Below are 13,659 nucleotides of genomic sequence, written 5' to 3'. Positions count from 1 at the left end.
TGATAGAATGAAAAGGACTTTTAATTTTTTTTTGAAAAGCCTGTAGGGGTCTTTTATCCCGGTTTCGTCTATTACGTTGGAAGCTGCCAGAAAGGGGGAGAGAGAGATTAGCGACCAAGTTCTTATCCAGCAAACAAAGAGCGGCAATGAGCATGCCTTCCGGCTCCTGGTTGAAAAATACCGCAATGATTTGTTCCGGACAATCTTTGCAGTATTAAGGGACCAGAAGGAAGCGGAAGATGCCGCCCAGGAAGTGTTTATAAAAATCTATTCCTCTCTCCCCCAATATGAGGACCAGGGCTTTAAAACCTGGATCACCAGAATTGCAGTCAATCATGCTATTGATGTAAAAAGAAAGAGGGACCGGCGCAGGGAGGATTCCCTTGAGTATGCCGGATATGAGCTTCACGGCACCCAAAAAGAGGCTGTAGAGGCCGAAGTTATGAATAAGGAAAGGCGGAAGCGGGTGAGAGAAAAGCTTCACCAGCTGCCTGATAATTATCGAGATGTGATCTATGACTTTTATATAGCTGAAAAAAGCTATCAGCAAATAGCGGAAGAACAGAATGTCCAGGTGAAGACTGTGGAGACAAAGCTCTACAGGGCTCGTCTTTGGATGAGGAAGCACTGGAAGGAGGATGATTTCTCATGAAGCACTTTACGTATGAAGAGTGGAAGCGGTATGCGAATAATGAACTGGCAGAGGCGGAAAGGGAAGTTTATGAAGATCATCTATACAGCTGTGATGAGTGCCTCGACGTCTATCTGGAGGCAGTGGCGGTAATAGAGCTGCCGCAAATGGAAAGCGGCTCAGGCTTCACCGACCTGGTGATGGCGCAAATCCAGGCAGAAGCAATAGAGCCTGCCCAGCCCCGGATACATGAAGAAAAGAAGCGCAGGCCATTCTACCAGTCGCCGCTGTTCCACTATTCCCTTGCAGCGGCAATGACCATCCTGCTCATGACGACCGGTGTTTTCCAGTCGATCACCCAGTATGCTGGAGCTGTTCAGGACCCGGATTTCCAGGAAAAGAAAACATCTGTGACAGAAGGGCTTGTGGATAAAACCTTTGCCTGGATGGATACGATCGAGAAGAAGAATAAGGAGGCAAATAAATAATGAAGAAAAATCCGATTATCGCTTTTCTTTTAGCTTTTTTCCCTGGGGGAGGCCTGCTTTATCTGGGAAAGACCCTTAGAGGTTTATTTTATACAGCGGCTGTGTTCGGGCTGATGATTCTAACGGTTGCTCTGATCAGCATGTACGTTTACGGGGATGGGCCATTGGTTTTTGCGCTGTTCGGCCTGCTGATCTATTTTGTGAACTTTGTTGATACAGCCATCACTGCATCAAAGCTCTACCAGCAGGGCGGCACAGCCTTTACGGATGGCAGCGGGGCTGCTGGATCAGCTAAGCCGGCAGCCAGCCAGGAGTCGGAGCGCTTTTTTACCATCATCCTGTCCTTTGTGCCAGGTCTTGGGCACTTTCAGCTTGGCCTGATGAACCGGGGGCTTACGCTCCTGACCGCTTTTCTTGGTTTGGGGGTGATGGTGCTGTTTGTGTCAGTGCTGACCCATCGCAGTGAATTCCTTGTATTCTGGGCGATCCTGCCGGTCATTTGGGTTTACGGCTTCTTTGATGCATTGCAGCAGCTGAACCGGAAGCATCGGGGAGAAGAGCTGGTGGACCGTACGATTATGGAGGATTTCGAGTCGAAGCGGGATGAAGGCAAGAAAAGCAAATCTATTGCTACCTTCCTGTCCATCTTTCCGGGAGCAGGCCATCTGTATCTCGGTCTGCAGCGGCGGGGCATTCAGCTGATGGCTGCCTTCCTGTTCTCCATTTATATCCTGGATGTGCTCAGGCTGGGGATTTTCTTGTTCCTGATCCCGATCATCTGGTTCTACAGCTTCTTCGACGGACTGCAGAAGTCTTCCAGATACGGGAATGAGCCTTTGGAGGATACACCCATCATTTCATATTTCATCAATCATCAGAAATGGGTGGGGATCGGACTGGTCCTTGTGGGATTGTACTATCTGACAACAAGCATCGTCCTTCCTGCGGTTTCGCCGATGCTGTACGACATGATCGATATAGATATCCGCTATTGGTTTGACCGCTACTTCCAGACAGGCATTGTATGCATCCTGCTGATCGGCGGCGGGCTGCGCCTCCTTCTTGGCAGCAAATCTGTAAAAGAAAAGGCGGTTGATTAATTTGGGCACGGATGAGAAAAACGAAGGGCGGAATGAAGGAATGAGGACATGGCGTGTTGGCACATTTTCCATGGGGGCGGCACTGCTTTTCCTTGGGGTTTTCCTGCTGCTTTCGCGGATGCTTGATATGGATTTCGGCTATGCCATGATGTCATGGTGGCCGATCATCCTCGTGATTCTGGGAGCGGAAATCCTGCTGTTCCTGCTTTTTTCCAAACAGGAAAAGCCTTATTTGAAATATGATTTTCTCAGCATTCTCTTTGTCGGCATTCTCGGCACAGCCGGCATCGGATTTGCGGCAGTCAGTTCAACGGGGATACTGGATAAATTAGATGATGTGGTGAGCAGGGAAGAGCGGACGATGGATCTGCCAGAGTTCACCGAAAAGCTGGATGGAAGCATCAAGAGGATCATTGTCCAGACCGGAAATTCCCCGATCACTATTGAAGGTGCTTCCGGAAAAGATGTTTCCATGTTCGGCACATACAGAGCGATGACTGGCAAAAATGAAAACCTGGTTTCAAAGCCCTCAGATTATGTCAGCTCCCACCGGAATGGCGACTCGCTCTATATCACGGTCAAAGAGCTTCCGAATGAAACAGCGGGACCGTTTGAACGCTATGCCTCCATGGATGCCACGCTCCTTATTCCTATGGGCGTAAAGCTTGAAGTCACAGGAAGCGGCAACACAGTGACCATGAAGCCGAGGCAGCTGATGAGCGACTGGAGTGTTGAACAGGTATCCCATGTCTCCCTGTATATCCAGGAAGAAAGCAGCCTGAAGGTAAATGCCTTTGATATAAAGGATTTTCAGGGCAGTGAGGGAGACTGGAAGGTGACAAAAGAAGAAAAGCCCTCTGGTGAAGAAGGATATGCAGATTCCAGCAGCGGCGGAAAGGATGCAACCTACCAGTCTGGCAGCGGAGAGCACCGGATCAGCATTTCCAGCAGCTATAGTGTGAGTTTGAATACAGCTGCAGAATAAGATGCAAGGCCGATTGGGCCCTGCATCTTTTTTATTGTCCTTATACTTCTGGGGCGGAACTGCCTTTGATCGCTTCTTTTTTAGCCCTCGCCCGCATGTACATGCCAATATTCAGGATGACAAGCATGCTGGAAACCATTAGAGAGCGGTCTGTCAGCCCATCTCGGAAAATATAGCTGGATGCAGCCGCCAGAATAATGAGTGCTGCAAGCAATAAATGGTGCATGATCTTATTTCCTCCCATAATGTCTTTTTCACAAGTATACAGGCCGGAAATTTCAGCGCTGTGAACAGAACCTTACGGGAACCTTAACAAGGCAGGAATTAACAGCAGGGTGAAAATTGGGTATACTGAAGAGACTAATACTCTTACATAACGTTGGTGAAATATGAAGACATTTATTGAAAAAGTCCTGGAGCGATTATCTTCCGCGCAGCTGATCGTTCTGTTCTACTTATTTGCTGTTGTTCTTTCTGCTGTACTGCTGGAGCTGCCGATCACCCTGAAGGAAGGCGTTGAACTGTCCTTTATAGATGCTTTTTTTACTTCAGTCAGCGCCATCAGCGTCACGGGCCTCTCCACTGTGAATGTCAGCGAGATCCTCAGTGTGCCAGGCACTTTTATCTTTGCTTTCATCCTGCAGTTCGGCGGAATCGGGATTATGACGCTTGGCACTTTTTTCTGGCTGCTTGTCGGAAAGAAAATCGGGTTAAGAAAAAGGAAGCTGATCATGACTGATCAGAATCAGTATAATCTTGCTGGACTGGTGATGCTCATCAGGCGTATTCTTGTTATCTTTATCACCATTGAATTAATTGGCGCCATCATTCTTGGCTTTCATTTCCTGAGGTATTTTCCTACCTGGCAGGAGGCTTTCCTTCAGGGATTCTTTGCCTCTGTCAGTGCAACAACCAATGCGGGTTTCGATATTACAGGGCAATCCCTGATCCCGTTTGCTGATGATTATTTTGTGCAGCTCATTAACATCATCCTGCTGATTGTCGGGGCCATCGGTTTTCCTGTTTTGATTGAGATACGAGAATTTATACGGCATCGCGGTACAATTCCGTATAAGTTCACCCTTTTTACCAAAGTGACGACCGTGACCTTCTTTCTGCTGGTTGTACTGGGTACTGCGTTTATCTGCCTTTTTGAGTATAATCATTTCTTTGCTGATAAATCGTGGCATGAATCCTTCTTCTACGCGCTGTTCCAATCTGTATCAACCCGGAATGGGGGGCTAGCAACCATGAATATCAGCGATTTTTCAGAGCCGACTTTGTTCTTTATCTCTATCCTGATGTTTATCGGCGCTTCTCCCAGCAGTGTCGGCGGAGGAATCAGGACAACCACCTTCGCCATCATGGTGCTGAGCATCTACACATATGCCAAGGGCAATACGCATATTAAAGTGTTTAGAAAGGAAATCCTGCAGGAGGATGTAATCAAATCTTACATTGTGTTCGCAACCGCCATCCTGATTTGCAGCTCGGCAGTCATCCTGCTTACCTTCACTGATCCGAAGTTCACCTTTCTGCAGATTGCATTCGAGGTGGCTTCTGCATTCGGGACAACCGGCCTCTCCATGGGGATTACAGCGGATCTGACGGATGCAGGGAAAATCATCATCATCCTGCTGATGTTCATTGGGCGGATCGGCATCCTGTCTTTCCTGTTCCTGATCAGGGGAACCCCGAACAAGGAAAGATATCATTATCCGAAGGAAAAAATCATAATTGGATAACATACAGCAGCCTGCTTCGAAAGCGGGCTGCCTTTTTTGTTCATGAATGGGATATCTTTTCAATATATAACTATATATACAATTGGGGGGATTGAAATGATTATAAAAGCGATAGATCTTGGGCTGATGTCAGAGCATTTAATGGTGCATAAAGGTGTCCTTGGAAAGCTGGAGATGTATTTTTGCCTTGCGGAGGATGAGAAGCTGAAACAAATACTGTATGAACAGGCTGTGGTGATGAAGAACCATGTAAATGTGATGATCAGGCTGATAGATCCAGAGACAAATGAAGGAGTGACTGCAGCCGCCCTTCAGGAACTGAAACCATTAGAAATGGTATGTACTGATACGGAGGGCAGGTTGAGCGATCAGGAAATGGCCCTGGAAGCGAGAAACACGGCTAAGTCGATGGCCGGCACCAATTTCAGCTCGGCACTTGATATGAAAACCCCGAATGTCCGCCGCATTCACATACAGATGGCGCTTCAGCAGACAGGGATGCAGGAAAGATACAGTGAACTGATTAAGGAAAAGGGCTGGGAATACGCCCCCGATTCAAACAGAAGGGAGCAGGAAGAAGCTGTTCGCCGATTCAAAGAGCTGTATGGAGAATAAGGCTCCCTACTCATCTAAATTCCACCATCTTACCGCATAATGGCTGTTTGGGAGGTAGGCGATTTTCAGCTTCCTGCCCTCCAGCCGTTCTTCATAATAGCTCCTGCTGATATCCATGGCATAGACGTCCACAATTAAGTCGTCAAAAATAAGCTCCATTACAAACTCAGTTCCAGTTTCAGGGTCATCGTATTCCACCCCGGCAGGAATGCCTTCCACAATTTCGAATTCTTTATTTTCGTAGGCGTCCCTGTCCTTGTAGAGCAAATGGGCCTCATTTACAAAGTACACGCCGGTCGAAAGGAAGACCACAGTAAAAATAAGCAAGAAAATTTTGAACGGCCAGCTGTCTGCAGCCAAAACGCCCGCCAAAAGTGCCAGGCCGAAGCACAGGCACATTGATACAGCTGTTATTGAACCAAGAACCTGGGACCATATGAAATCCTCCATTAATTCAGAAGCACCCCATAGGATGAACGAACCTATTAAAAGCAGAAGACATCCTGCCCCTGAAATGGCGGTCAGCCATTCGGAGGCAGACTGTGGTTTATGTATGATCTTTTTTTTGAGATTCAGTTTCTTTTTCTTCATAAACAAACCTCCATCCGGCCTTGATGTATATCTTTATATACGTTAAAAAGAGAGTTAAGTTTCGTCCTGGAAACTGTGGGTAATCAAAAGCAGACAAGTGTGCAGGATGTTCCCGCTGCAAGCTTCTAAATAGATACCAAGATAAAATGTTTGAATTTTTAAAAATATCTACTTATAATTAAATAAACTAAGTAGTTTATTTTTAAATTCACATTGATTTTTGGTAACTTATAAGGTTTTTTAGAAAAGCGGGTGAGAAGGATGAGCAGAAGAACAATCTCAAGTGAGATGAAGAAAACAAGCAAGAGCATCCATATGGAAGAATGGATATGGGAGCTTTCCGGGCATATCCAGCCTTGCCGGTCAGGAGCGATTAAGGAGCTGTTCTTAGATAGAATCAGAACAGAACTGGTAAAAGAGGGGCTGATAGATGAAGATGCTGCTATTACCAAAGAGCATGGGGAACTTTTTGCCGTGCTGATGGAAAAGCGTGCAAAAAGCTGCGGATAGAAAGGAATTTGCATGATGGAAAACTATTTCACAGGAACCCGGGTCAGTCTGCGGCCTTTTAGAGAAGGAGACAGCACCCATATTTATCAGGCCCTCCTGGATCCTGAGTTCAGGAAGCTTACGGGGACACAGACCTTTTTTACAGAAGACAGCCTTGAAAAAGCCTATAAGAATTTTGCTGGAGACAAATCAAGGATCGATCTTGTGATAACAGACAAAGAGACAGGAGCTGCTATAGGGGATCTGGCTCTGACGGAAATTGATTATATCAACAAAAATGCCAGCCTCCGGATCGCCCTTTATAAAAAAGAGCATTACGGAAAGGGGCTTGGAACTGAAGCCATTTCGCTTCTGCTTCACTATGCCTTTGAAGTGCTCAGCCTTTACCGCGTGTATCTCAATGTGTATGAGTATAACAGCCGCGCCATCAGGGCTTATGAAAAACTGGGATTTGTAAAGGAAGGGGCTTTCAGGGGAGAACTGCTTTGGAATGGAGTCTACTACGACAATCTGATCATGGGCATTCTCAGGCATGAGTTCCGTCCTATGAGCACAAACAGGGAGGGGAATTGAGTGCCTCCGATTGTATCAGAGGAGTATAAACGGAATAAGAAGAAGGAGATTTTGGCCAGTGCGCTGAGATGCTTCGCCAGGAAAGGCTTCCAGGCGGCATCCATCGACGACATCGTTGCAGAATCGGGCATCAGCAAGGGTGCCATCTACAACTATTTTAAAAGCAAGGATGATATTTATATCACCCTTATGATGGAGCAGACGGAGGAAGCCAATGACCGCCTCCTGAAGGAAATCGAGGCACTTGATTCCGCCGGTGCCAGGCTTTCTTATCTTTTTGACCGCTACAGCCGCTCAAGGCCTGATAAAGACATGAAAGATTACATCGTCGTCCACTATGAATTTACACTTCATTCTTCGCGGAATGAGGAGATCAGCAGAGTGCTGAAACAGCGAGGCAATCAATTCTTTATTGACCTTATCCTCAAGATTGTAGAAGAAGGCAAGGAGTCGGGAGAGTTTGCAGCTGAAACAGATTCCCGCCTTATCGCCAATATGTTCTGGGTGGTGGTTGACGGAACGAATATCCAGCGCATCCTCTTTGATGATTTTCCTTCAGAAGAAGTTTTTCAGACCTTTAAGCAGTTTATGATGTCATATATTAAGAGTGGATGAGGCTGAAAAATACCTCATCGGAATATTCCCGAAAATCTGCCGCCGGCAGGTTTTTTATTTTTTCAGCAGCAGGTGCAGAGAAAGGATAATTATCGCCAAAAGGGGTATAATGCCAAGGTGCATAAACGAAAAAATTAAGGGTAAAATTATGCTTTTCAAACTGTATGGTGTTAAAATTGTGAAGGAAGCTTATTTCCTATATTAAGGAAAAAGTGATGGACAGTTTTGAATTGAGCGTTAATTTTATTAATAGGATGATGGGTATGAAAAGAGCAAGAATCATTTATAATCCAACCTCTGGACGGGAAATTTTCAAGAAGAATCTGCCTGAGGTGCTGCAGAAGCTGGAGGAAGCAGGCTACGAAACCTCATGCCATGCTACAACCTGCGAGGGTGATGCCACTAAGGCTGCACGTGTTGCTGTGGAAAGGAAATATGATTTGGTCATAGCAGCCGGGGGAGACGGAACGATCAATGAAGTGGTCAATGGGATGGCCGAGCAGGAGTACCGGCCGAAGCTGGGCATCATTCCGTGCGGCACGACCAATGACTTTGCCCGTGCGGTCCATATTCCCCGCGATGTACAGGCTGCAGTTGATATCATCATACAGGGCGATACGATCCCTGTAGATATCGGCCGGTTCAATGATAAATATTTCATTAATATAGCCGGCGGCGGAAGGCTGACCGAGCTTACGTATGAAGTGCCGAGCAAGCTGAAAACCATGCTGGGGCAGCTGGCCTATTATTTGAAGGGCATTGAAATGCTGCCGTCGATCAAATCCACGGAAGTCAGCATTGAATACGATGGAAAACTGTATGAAGGTGAAGCCATGCTCTTTTTGGTCGGGCTCACCAACTCGGTGGGGGGCTTTGAACGCCTGGCCCCGGATGCGTCGATCAATGACGGGCTGTTTTCCCTGCTGATCCTGAAAAAGACGAACCTCGCCGATTTCATCCGGATTGCATCCATGGCAGTAAGAGGAGAGCATATCCATGATCCCCATGTCATCTATACACAGGCCAACCGGATAAAAGTAACCTCAAAAGAAAAAGTCCAGCTGAACCTGGACGGAGAATTCGGCGGATTGCTTCCAGCTGAATTCGTCAATCTTTACCGCCACCTTGAAGTATTTGTGCCGATCGATAAAATCCGCAAGGAAGACCGGCCGTACGAAACGGCAGAGGAATAAGAAACAGGGAAGAGACTTGGTGTCTCTTCCCTGTTTTTTTTGTTTTAGTTTTATAAAAGGCGCGGAAAAGCCCCCGCGCCTTGTCTCATTTATTTATGCTTTATGCTTAATCAAATCAGTAATTGCGTGGTAAATCTCCATTCCCTGGTAAAGAAACAGAGTAGACGCTGTTAATGAAAAAGCGCCGATCATTAAGAATCGAATCCACATAATATTGTCCTCCTTATTGTTTGTTTAGCTTTAGCTGAACAATGCAGGAGAACGGTCCACATAGTTGGACTGATAAAAGACGCTTTTCAGGAAAAAATGATGAAGTGCGAAAGCAAGATGGCGGACAGCCAGGAATACCATGATAGCTGCCAGCAGGATAACAGCGGAACTGCCGGGTAATGCGGAAGGTTCGTGCTTTTCATCCGCAGTCAGCTGGAATGATTCCCCGGTTTCTCCGAGAAGGGCTGCCTTGCTTTCATGGACGGGCTGGTGATCCTGATGGATTGGCTGATAATGAACGAACAAAAATGACATGATTGTCATTAGAAGCAGTGCTGAAACAGCTCTCGCCTTTCTCATCTTCTCACACCCCTTCGCCAAATAGAATATTACCATCATATCGCCTTTGTTCATGTTTTAAAACAAAAAAGTTTTGACAAAATCCCCAGTTTTGATGCGATTTGGGGATGAAAAGGTTTACTTTACTGCTGTATCAAGTGCGGGGAAATTTTGTTTGTTTTTCATGTGCTTGCGTTTGGTTTCTACTGGAGGAGAATGTGAGTGGGGAGGCGGTTATTTGCGGGATTTGGGATATATTTGCGGGATTTGAATTTTATTTGCGACTATTTGGGTATATTTGCGAGTTTCCAGTTTTATTTGCGGCATTCGGCATATATTTGCGACTGTTCTCAGACCGGGGGACTCTGCAAGCAGGCCGCACATTCTGGTTATTAGCAACTTTTCAAGTTTATTAGCAACTTTCCTGTTTTATTAGCAACTTTTCCCATATACTAGCAACTTTCCGATTTTATTAGCAACTTCTTCAATATATTAGCAACTTCACTCCGCCCAACCTCCAAACCCAGCTCCCCAGCCAACCCCTCATCCCCAAAAATCTCCCTGCCTTCGCTTTCCCACAGCCTTTGTGGTACAATCTTGCTAGTCAATAGAGCCACGGAAATTAACACAGCAAAGGACGAACGTGATGAAGGGTACTGTTCCAGTTCAGAAGAATGATTATATAGATGTAATGTTTGAAGATTTGACGCATGACGGGGCTGGTGTCGCGAAGGTGGACGGCTATCCGCTGTTTGTGCCGAACGCACTGCCTGGCGAGAGGGCCCAGGTGAAGGTGACGAAGGTGAATAAAGGGTACGGGTTTGGACGCCTGATGGAGATTTATGAAGAGAGCCCGCACCGTGTCGTTGCTCCCTGTCCGATTTATAAGGAGTGCGGCGGCTGCCAGCTGCAGCATCTCAGCTATCAGGGCCAGATGCTGGCAAAGGAAAAGCAGGTTCGTGATGTGCTTACAAGAATCGGGAAGCTTGAGGATGTGAAGGTTCATCCAGTTCTCGGGATGAGTGAGCCGTGGAGATACCGGAATAAAGCACAAGTGCCGATCGGCGAGCATGAAGGAGGCCTGATCGGCGGCTTTTATCAGCAGCGCTCTCACCAGATTATTGATATGAAAGAGTGCCTGATCCAGCAGGAAAAGAATGATGAAGTTGTCCAAGCAGTCAAAGAAATCTGCGCCAAGTTTGGAGTCAGGGCTTATGATGAAGGGCGCCATAAAGGTGAGCTCCGCCACATTATGGCGAGGCATGGGCTTGTGACCGGAGAAGTGATGGTCGTGCTGATTACAAGGACCAATGAGCTTCCAAACCGGAAAAAAATCACCGAGGAAATTGCAGCGAGCATAAAAGGGATCAAGTCGATCGTCCATAATGTGAACCCGAAGAAAACGAATGTGATCTTTGGGGACGTCACCCGCGTGATCTGGGGTGAAGAAGTGATATACGATTATATTGGCGATATCAAGTTCGCCATCTCAGCCCGCTCTTTTTACCAGGTCAATCCGGAGCAGACGAAGGTACTTTACGAGAAGGCACTCGAATATGCGGACCTTTCAGGCGAAGAAAGTGTCATAGATGCTTATTGCGGAATCGGCACTATTTCTCTTTTTCTCGCTCAAAAGGCAAAGAAGGTCTTTGGAGTGGAAATCGTGCCTGAGGCAATTGAGGATGCCAAACGCAATGCGGCTCTTAACGGGATAACAAATGCGGAATTTGCAGTAGGAGAAGCGGAAATAGTCATTCCTGATTGGTATAAGGAAGGAAACCAGGCGGATGTCCTGGTTGTCGACCCGCCGCGCAAAGGCTGTGATGAAGCCTTGCTGCAGACGATTCTGAGCATGAAGCCGAAAAAAGTGGTCTATGTTTCCTGCAACCCGGCCACACTTGCCCGCGATTTGCGGATCCTTGAAGACGGCGGTTATAAAACAGAGGAAGTCCAGCCGGTTGATATGTTCCCGCAGACGATGCATTGTGAAGCCGTGGCAAAATTAATATTAAATGAAGGCAACTAACCCTATGGGTGTTGCCTTTTAATGTTTCCTACAATGGATTAACAAAGAGGTATTTGATGTGAATTGTTCATCTAAATGGCAGGTTAATTTTCAACTATTAATTTTAGTATTTGAAGTGTCAAATGTAAGGTAAGCAGGTCACTAAGCGTATCCTTAAGGACAATATATTGACTTCTAAAATGAAAATTGTACCTCCTCTGTATTTGAATCATCATAAGATTCAAATACAGAGGAGGTTATATTACGTACATACTTTATTATAAAGCTGCAAACTTTGATGACGCTGCTGTATATTACCTGAATCTGTTCACCTTGTCTTTAGATTTCAAAACGCGCATACAGTTGTTCGCTAAATTTTCGACTGATAAAGGCCAGTGATTCTTTCCATGAAGCATGCGGGCTTAGTTACTGCAAGGAGCCGGTCGTAAACAGCAAAAAAGATCTTGCCTAATGATTGCTACCTAATTTTCTGTATCTGCTCAGCTCACCAGACCTATCATTTATTAGAAAGGTTGGGTTTTTATGGATAATTAATTGCGAATTTTTGTATATCGCAATGCGTTAAGGAAGGTAAATGAAAAAGGTGAGGAATTTATTAATTAGAAAAGTGAAATTTAATTGTAGATATTAATATTTGCAATATTTTTTGGTTATAACATATAATACATAAAACAAATTCAAAAAAACCTATAATTTAATAAATAGAGGTGAGTTATGTACGAACTATTATCGAAACTATATTATAAGGATTTAGAAAAATACAGAAATGAGTATCAAAAGAGGATTAACAGTTATGGAACCATTGATTTACCTTTTCAAATAAAACCATATAACTTTCAAGAAGAGTATTCGTGTTTTTATGTAAACCATCCTGCGCTTGATCTGTTACATGAGCAAATTTTTAAACAAAGTAAATTAATTCAGTCTATAATGGATGACTTGCCTAGAATTGCTATAAATCAATATATTAAGGCAAAGTTAGTTGATGAACTGCTAAGTACTAATGAAATTGAAGGTGTTCATAGTACTAAAGCTGAAATGGAGACGGTAATTGAAATTGTAGTAAAGAAGGATAATCCTAAGAAAAAAGTAAGGCATTTAAGTTTAATGAAAACTTATTTTAACTTATTCTCCGAAGTTAAAACTGTTATTGAATCAGTCGAACAAATTAGAGACATATACGATCGCTTAGTAAAAGAGGAAGTAAAATCTGAAGATAAATTGGATGGTGTACTTTTTAGAAAGGAAATAGTAGATGTTGTCACTTCTACTGGAAAGACAGTGCACAGAGGAAATTATCCGGAAGAATCAATAAAAAAACATCTGTTAATTATGATAAATTTCCTTAATAATGTACCTATTCCTATGCTATACAAAATTGCTATATCTCATTATTACTTTGGATACGTACATCCTTTTTATGATGGTAATGGACGTACGTCCAGATATATTAGCAGTATGTATCTAATTGATGAATTGGATAAGTTGACTGCACTCACACTTTCATACTCAACAAATAAATCAAAACAATTTTATTATGATGCTTTCTCCGAATGCAATGATCCAAAAAACAAAGGAGAATTAACTTATTTTTGTGAAGTTTTCTTTCAAATAATCCACAACGCCCAAAATGATATCTTGAAAGATTTGTCTGAGAAGAAAGAGAAAATGGAGCAGTTACAGGAACTAATACACAATATTGAAGACGTTAGTGATCTAGGAAGAAATATAGTGTACATCCTGGGCCAGCATATTATCTTTGGGATTGAAGGGACTGGAATGTCTAAAAAGGAATTAGAGATGGGTTTGGAGATAACCGATTACGTCATACGTAAAGAATTAAAGACATTGGAAGGACAAGGATATATTAAATTTATTAAACAAAGACCTATAGAAGTTTCCTTGAGTGATCAGCTTGAGAACCTTTTAAAAGTTGATGTAATTTAGTAACCTCACCAGCACTCATGTGTTGCCGCAACCACTAAACACATTGTGAAGCGTAGCAAAATCACCCTAAAAGACCAATAACCCATACAAC

The 13,659-nt window shown here is 44.5% G+C and carries 15 protein-coding genes; 12 read left to right on the top strand and 3 right to left on the bottom strand.

The features are described from left to right. Positions 1-76: 76 nt before the first annotated feature. Genes FZD51_RS18240 through FZD51_RS18225 form a run of 4 tightly spaced genes read left to right on the top strand, consistent with a single transcriptional unit; the run spans position 77 to position 3,204 of the window. On the top strand, positions 77-652 hold the full coding sequence (locus FZD51_RS18240) for an RNA polymerase sigma factor (protein WP_148976072.1): 576 nt from the start codon (positions 77-79) through the stop codon (positions 650-652). After that, on the top strand, positions 649-1,119 hold the full coding sequence (locus FZD51_RS18235; RefSeq protein WP_148976071.1) for a hypothetical protein: 471 nt from the start codon (positions 649-651) through the stop codon (positions 1,117-1,119). The genes FZD51_RS18240 and FZD51_RS18235 overlap by 4 nt, the downstream gene beginning before the upstream one ends. Continuing rightward, positions 1,119-2,219: a hypothetical protein gene (locus FZD51_RS18230; RefSeq protein ID WP_148976070.1), complete on the top strand. Its 1,101-nt coding sequence runs from the start codon at positions 1,119-1,121 to the stop codon at positions 2,217-2,219. Before FZD51_RS18235 ends, FZD51_RS18230 begins: the two co-directional genes overlap by 1 nt. A gap of 40 nt (positions 2,220-2,259) precedes the next feature. Then, positions 2,260-3,204 carry a LiaI-LiaF-like domain-containing protein gene (locus FZD51_RS18225; protein WP_262380982.1) on the top strand — a complete coding sequence of 315 codons (945 nt, stop codon included), beginning with the start codon at positions 2,260-2,262 and terminating at the stop codon, positions 3,202-3,204. Between the two features lie 40 nt (positions 3,205-3,244). On the opposite strand, the gene FZD51_RS18220 is transcribed toward FZD51_RS18225, so the two are convergent. Further along, complete coding sequence (locus FZD51_RS18220; RefSeq protein WP_148976068.1) at positions 3,245-3,430, bottom strand: hypothetical protein; 186 nt, start codon at positions 3,428-3,430, stop codon at positions 3,245-3,247. 163 nt (positions 3,431-3,593) lie between these two features. Here FZD51_RS18220 and FZD51_RS18215 point away from each other — a divergent pair, with 163 nt between their 5' ends. After that, positions 3,594-4,949 carry a TrkH family potassium uptake protein gene (locus FZD51_RS18215; RefSeq protein ID WP_148976067.1) on the top strand — a complete coding sequence of 452 codons (1,356 nt, stop codon included), beginning with the start codon at positions 3,594-3,596 and terminating at the stop codon, positions 4,947-4,949. A gap of 96 nt (positions 4,950-5,045) precedes the next feature. After that, a complete protein-coding gene (locus FZD51_RS18210) occupies positions 5,046-5,564 on the top strand; it encodes a spore coat protein (RefSeq protein WP_187445814.1) in 519 nt (172 codons plus the stop codon). A 6-nt stretch (positions 5,565-5,570) separates the two neighbouring features. Here the strand turns inward: FZD51_RS18210 and FZD51_RS18205 are convergent, their stop codons facing one another. Then, complete coding sequence (locus FZD51_RS18205) at positions 5,571-6,155, bottom strand: hypothetical protein (RefSeq protein WP_148976065.1); 585 nt, start codon at positions 6,153-6,155, stop codon at positions 5,571-5,573. Between the two features lie 261 nt (positions 6,156-6,416). On the opposite strand from FZD51_RS18205, the gene FZD51_RS18200 reads away from it, so the two are divergent. From FZD51_RS18200 to FZD51_RS18185, 4 genes are all read left to right on the top strand, one after another. Further along, positions 6,417-6,665 carry a hypothetical protein gene (locus FZD51_RS18200; protein ID WP_148976064.1) on the top strand — a complete coding sequence of 83 codons (249 nt, stop codon included), beginning with the start codon at positions 6,417-6,419 and terminating at the stop codon, positions 6,663-6,665. A 12-nt stretch (positions 6,666-6,677) separates the two neighbouring features. Then, positions 6,678-7,238, top strand: coding sequence for a GNAT family N-acetyltransferase (locus tag FZD51_RS18195; RefSeq protein ID WP_262380981.1), 561 nt, complete (start codon positions 6,678-6,680; stop codon positions 7,236-7,238). After that, positions 7,239-7,853, top strand: coding sequence for a TetR/AcrR family transcriptional regulator (locus FZD51_RS18190; RefSeq protein ID WP_148976063.1), 615 nt, complete (start codon positions 7,239-7,241; stop codon positions 7,851-7,853). Positions 7,854-8,116: 263 nt separating this feature from the next. Next, positions 8,117-9,046 carry a diacylglycerol kinase gene (locus FZD51_RS18185; protein ID WP_148976062.1) on the top strand — a complete coding sequence of 310 codons (930 nt, stop codon included), beginning with the start codon at positions 8,117-8,119 and terminating at the stop codon, positions 9,044-9,046. A 240-nt stretch (positions 9,047-9,286) separates the two neighbouring features. Here the strand turns inward: FZD51_RS18185 and FZD51_RS18180 are convergent, their stop codons facing one another. Next, positions 9,287-9,616 carry a hypothetical protein gene (locus tag FZD51_RS18180; RefSeq protein WP_148976061.1) on the bottom strand — a complete coding sequence of 110 codons (330 nt, stop codon included), beginning with the start codon at positions 9,614-9,616 and terminating at the stop codon, positions 9,287-9,289. 625 nt (positions 9,617-10,241) lie between these two features. Here FZD51_RS18180 and rlmD point away from each other — a divergent pair. Further along, positions 10,242-11,621, top strand: a complete 1,380-nt coding sequence (gene rlmD, locus FZD51_RS18175) for a 23S rRNA (uracil(1939)-C(5))-methyltransferase RlmD (protein ID WP_148976060.1) — start codon at positions 10,242-10,244, stop codon at positions 11,619-11,621. A 714-nt stretch (positions 11,622-12,335) separates the two neighbouring features. Further along, positions 12,336-13,568, top strand: a complete 1,233-nt coding sequence (locus FZD51_RS18170; protein ID WP_148976059.1) for a Fic family protein — start codon at positions 12,336-12,338, stop codon at positions 13,566-13,568. The last annotated feature ends 91 nt before the right edge of the window (positions 13,569-13,659 follow it).

Source organism: Bacillus infantis (assembly GCF_008180445.1).
Lineage (GTDB): Bacteria > Bacillota > Bacilli > Bacillales > Cytobacillaceae > Bacillus_AB > Bacillus_AB infantis_B.
The sequence above is the reverse complement of the archived record's forward strand: the minus strand, read 5'-3'. Positions and strand labels throughout refer to the sequence as shown.

What these genes read in the sequence shown, in the direction of transcription:
- FZD51_RS18235 (WP_148976071.1), top strand. Translation starts at nt 649, where the DNA reads ATGAAGCACTTTACGTATGAAGAGTGGAAGCGGTATGCGAATAATGAA.
- FZD51_RS18230 (WP_148976070.1), top strand. Translation starts at nt 1,119, where the DNA reads ATGAAGAAAAATCCGATTATCGCTTTTCTTTTAGCTTTTTTCCCTGGG.
- FZD51_RS18225 (WP_262380982.1), top strand. Translation starts at nt 2,260, where the DNA reads ATGAGGACATGGCGTGTTGGCACATTTTCCATGGGGGCGGCACTGCTT.
- FZD51_RS18220 (WP_148976068.1), bottom strand. Translation starts at nt 3,430, where the DNA reads ATGCACCATTTATTGCTTGCAGCACTCATTATTCTGGCGGCTGCATCC.
- FZD51_RS18215 (WP_148976067.1), top strand. Translation starts at nt 3,594, where the DNA reads ATGAAGACATTTATTGAAAAAGTCCTGGAGCGATTATCTTCCGCGCAG.
- FZD51_RS18210 (WP_187445814.1), top strand. Translation starts at nt 5,046, where the DNA reads ATGATTATAAAAGCGATAGATCTTGGGCTGATGTCAGAGCATTTAATG.
- FZD51_RS18205 (WP_148976065.1), bottom strand. Translation starts at nt 6,155, where the DNA reads ATGAAGAAAAAGAAACTGAATCTCAAAAAAAAGATCATACATAAACCA.
- FZD51_RS18200 (WP_148976064.1), top strand. Translation starts at nt 6,417, where the DNA reads ATGAGCAGAAGAACAATCTCAAGTGAGATGAAGAAAACAAGCAAGAGC.
- FZD51_RS18195 (WP_262380981.1), top strand. Translation starts at nt 6,678, where the DNA reads ATGATGGAAAACTATTTCACAGGAACCCGGGTCAGTCTGCGGCCTTTT.
- FZD51_RS18185 (WP_148976062.1), top strand. Translation starts at nt 8,117, where the DNA reads ATGAAAAGAGCAAGAATCATTTATAATCCAACCTCTGGACGGGAAATT.
- FZD51_RS18180 (WP_148976061.1), bottom strand. Translation starts at nt 9,616, where the DNA reads ATGAGAAAGGCGAGAGCTGTTTCAGCACTGCTTCTAATGACAATCATG.
- rlmD (WP_148976060.1), top strand. Translation starts at nt 10,242, where the DNA reads ATGAAGGGTACTGTTCCAGTTCAGAAGAATGATTATATAGATGTAATG.
- FZD51_RS18170 (WP_148976059.1), top strand. Translation starts at nt 12,336, where the DNA reads ATGTACGAACTATTATCGAAACTATATTATAAGGATTTAGAAAAATAC.